General features: G+C 64.3%; 4 protein-coding genes. All 4 read left to right on the forward strand.

Annotation, left to right across the window (positions count from 1 at the left end; genetic code table 11):
- A partial coding sequence (locus tag K8V84_RS09480; RefSeq protein ID WP_304073152.1) for a DUF4253 domain-containing protein occupies positions 1–657 on the forward strand: 657 nt, incomplete at its 5' end.
- Between the two features lie 512 nt (positions 658–1,169).
- Positions 1,170–1,952 (forward strand): hypothetical protein, encoded by a 783-nt coding sequence (locus tag K8V84_RS09485; RefSeq protein ID WP_304073154.1) that lies wholly within the window; start codon positions 1,170–1,172, stop codon positions 1,950–1,952.
- 433 nt (positions 1,953–2,385) lie between these two features.
- Positions 2,386–2,955, forward strand: coding sequence for a hypothetical protein (locus K8V84_RS09490; protein ID WP_304073156.1), 570 nt, complete (start codon positions 2,386–2,388; stop codon positions 2,953–2,955).
- A gap of 457 nt (positions 2,956–3,412) precedes the next feature.
- A partial coding sequence (locus K8V84_RS09495; RefSeq protein WP_304073158.1) for a type I restriction endonuclease occupies positions 3,413–3,944 on the forward strand: 532 nt, incomplete at its 3' end.

Below are 3,944 nucleotides of genomic sequence, written 5' to 3' on the forward strand. Positions count from 1 at the left end.
ATGCTCGCCGAACACCCCCGTTCCGGTCTGTGGCCCCTGTTGCTGGAAGGGCGTCACCACGAACCCGACCGATCCTGGGAGTCCCAGGAGTCGTCCGTGTCATGGTTCTCCCGTCTCACCGAGCATGATCCGGAGGAACTGCTCACCAGGTGGTGGAACGACCACGCTCACGTCAAGGACGGTGTGGCTCCTCCAGAGCCACTGGAGACCGCGCCCTTCGGACTCTGGCCGGGTCGCGCGCCCGCCCAGGGCGTTCGGCGAGGAGTCGCGGAGGAGAGGGCGTGCGAGTACGCCGAACTCCTCGTGGAGTACAGGCCCGGCTACCGGCTGGGCCTGGTCCGGGCCGGATCGGGGGCCGAGGCGATGACCGCGTCCGGATGGACGGGGCCGCTCAACTACGACAATGACACGGCCGTGTTCGCCTGCGTGGTGGCCGACTGGGAGCATCGCTTCGGTGTGAGTGTCCTGGGCTTGGGGTTCGACACCCTGACCCTGAGCGTGGCCGCCCCACCCACCGACATCGATCAGGCTCTGCGGGTGGCGGCCGAACACTTCGCGTTCTGCCCGGACAGCATCGTGCAGAATCCTCCGCACCGACTGCGCGACTACGCCGAGACCCTGATCGAACGTCCCCTCTGGAACTTCTGGTGGGACTGACCGGGTTCGGATACCCGGACGGACAACGGTGTCACACACATGCCGTGTGCATCCGGATCACCCTTTGCCAGGGAAGTAGGACCGTGCCCCAGCCGGGACGCCGAACGGGCGTTTCCCCGAGTAATGGAGGAGGTATGGTCGCGCACGCTGGCGCAGAACCGCACTGTGTCCCCCTACTGCGCACCAGCTTCCTACACCTCCTGGACCGTTTGGGAGAAGGTCGTCCCGGAGCGGTTCTCCGAACCCGGGCGAGGTACCTACGAGGTGGTCCCGCCTTCCCGCCACGCGCCAGGCACTCTCTCGGATTCGGCTGCTGCCGCTCCGCTTGGTCGAGTTCGTTCTGGCGAATCTGAGCGACCACGCCGATTCTCTGACCGACAAGTCACACTCGTCTGGCACCGGCGTCGGTATGGAGTCACCAACGGGGTGATACCGCGTTCCACTAGCTCGGGCGACAGTGGAGAGGGCCCACCACTTCTCATTCTTCGGGCCGTTCACCCCTCGGAGGCCCTGTGGCGCATAATCCCGCATGCGAGCGAGCCAAGAACCCCGGCTGTGTCTGCACCGGCTGCGGAGGCAGCCTGCACGGCTGGCCCACCCGGATCGAGTTCGCCGAAAAGGCGACAGAACCCGAACTCACGAAGCTGCGCCGGGACGCCGAACTCCTCTGGCTCACCAAACTCGGAACCGGTAAACGCCGAAAGAACAACCTGCTGGATCCACCGGGCACCCTGAAAAAGGCCGCGTCCCAAGGCGTTGAAGCCGACGCCATCACCTGGCTGGCCCGCAACCGGGACCACATCGACCCGAGCCGGAACCTGGGGCTGGGACTGCACGCAGACGTGCGAACGGCGCTGCGCGAACGTGTGCGCGGTGCCCCCGGACCTCTCACCGCCGAACAGGTGGACCGCAGCACTCCGGGGCACTTCTGGTGCACGCTTCTGGCCGACCTCGCCGGGGCCGGCGAAACCGTCCAGGACACTTCCGACAGGGTCCCCGAAGCCGCGAGGGAGTTCCTTCGCGAAGGCCAGAGCCCGGCCGGCTGGGGCCCGACCCAAGACGCTCTCGCCGATCACGCGATGGGGCTCGTGTGGAAGTGCGTGTGCACCGCGTTGCTCGGTGACTTCGCCGATCTCCTGCTGGTCACCCGCCTGATGTCGCTTTTCCTGTGCCCGGACCCGACTCGCCACCCGACCCTCGTTCAGCGTTCGCTGTTGCCGTTGGCCAAGGACATCGGGGGCGAGGACGTCCCCACGCGTCTGTTGCAGGCCTATGGCATCGACCTTGAACCGTAAGGGTTCGGCGGTCACGAGCACGGGCGCATCCGGCCGTCGCCCGACGGCCCTGTTCCCAGGGTCTTCCCCATGACCGCCCGAGGTCGAATCCGGGCCCCCTCGTCGTATTCGCGAGGGGGCCCGTTCCCATGTGGACCTCTCGTCCGTCGCGGCAGAGCGGTGTGCGTATCCGTTCTTCTTCCGTAAGTACGCTGACGTGGTTTTCAGTGCAGTGCGTTGGCATCGGATGGAGTGTGTACCCCGTTCAAAGGGGTGCACGGAGGTGTTGTGGGCTCCGGTTCACCCTCTGATCTTCTGGTTCGGAGTTCGGTGCGGACGGCACCGGGAAAGCGGTGCTGCCATGTCCGATGTTTCGGCGCGCGCGGAGGATGCTGGACCTGACGAGGTGCGGGGGAGTGGTCGCAGAAGGCCGCCGCTGCCCTTGGCGTTGATCGTGGTCGGCGCAATCGGCGGGGCCCTTCTGGGGTGGTCGTCGCGCGCGCCGGAGCGCACGTCGGTCTACCTGGAGCTGTTCGAACAGCACGAATCGACCGGGTTCGACCTGGAGCAGGCCCTGGAGAAGGAAGTGGACCACCAGGACACCAACAGTGGTCTGCGCGAAGAGGTGGAACAGCTCGAACGTCCGTTCCGGGAGCTGGACGAACACGAGAAGGGGCTGGACGACCGGGAGGGTGAGCTCGATGACCGCGAAGAGGGGTTGGACGAACGCTCCGAGGAACTCGACCAGCGAGAAGAGGGCCTGGACGGCCGGGAGGACGAGGTTACCGACATGGAGACCCAAGTGGAGGAGAGCAACTTCCCCGGCACCGGGACCCTTCCTCGTCAACGACGAGGTCTCACCAGGGACCTACCGCTCCGAGGACACCTCGAACTGTTATTGGGCGAGGCTGTCCGGCACCGATGGTTCGTTGGAATCGATCATCGCCAACAACTTCGGCGACGGCCGTCAGATCGTGACCATCAGCGGTTCGGACATGGCCTTCGAGACGAGCGGCTGCGGTGAGTGGAGCCGTGTCTGAGCCTCAGGCGGTGATCCCAGCGGCGCCAACGTGGGAAGTCGATGGCCGGGGTCGACCTCTGGTCGAGCCTCTATCGCCCGCCGCTCGTCACCGATGAGAGGGAGTCCCCCGGTTCATCCCGTTCATGGTCGGTGTGGGGCATGTCCATCGAAGGCCACCCCGGATGGAACGGGACGGGATGGTCCCGCGTCAAGACTGGATAGTTAATCATATTCACAGGCTTTATGTGTATATGTTAATCCTTGTTAAGTGGTCGATGCTCTTGAGATCAAGACGATGGAGCAGTCCTCTCGGTTTGCCGGGCCGGGCGGAGTGTCCCCAGAAACGACGCTTGTCCTGAATCCGCGCGCCCTGCGGCCCCATCGTGAGAACAAGACCTGCTTCTGACATCGATCTTTCCGACTGCCTGGTTCTTCGGCCGAACTTCGTAGGAAGGTCGTTATGGAATTCCCCGAGAAGGTCTCCGCTCTCAGCACCAAGGTGCAGAATAAGCGGGAGATGACTCAGACCGAAGAGGCGGCCAAGACCGCCTTCGTCATGCCCTTCATTGCGACGGTCCTGGGATACGACGTCTTCGATCCGCGTGAGGTGGTCCCCGAGTTCACCGCCGATATGGGGATGAAGAAGGGGGAGAAGGTCGACTACGCCATCATGCGCGACAACGAAGTGCAGATGCTCATCGAATGCAAGAAGTCGAACGGGACTTTGACGATCGAGAACGCCTCACAGCTGTACCGGTACTTCTCCGTCACCAACGCGCGGATCGCCATCCTCACCAACGGTGTCGAATACCAGTTCTACACCGACCTCGACGCGCCGAACCGGATGGACTCCAAGCCGTTCATGGTGCTCGATCTCGGTGACGTCGACGAGAGCCTCCTGCCCGAGCTGCGCAAGCTCACCAAGGCGTCCTTCGACCTGAACTCGGTGATCGACGCCGCCGAGAAGCTCAAGTACATCGGCGCGATCAAAC

The organism is Nocardiopsis listeri (assembly GCF_020741345.1).
GTDB lineage: Bacteria > Actinomycetota > Actinomycetes > Streptosporangiales > Streptosporangiaceae > Nocardiopsis > Nocardiopsis listeri_A.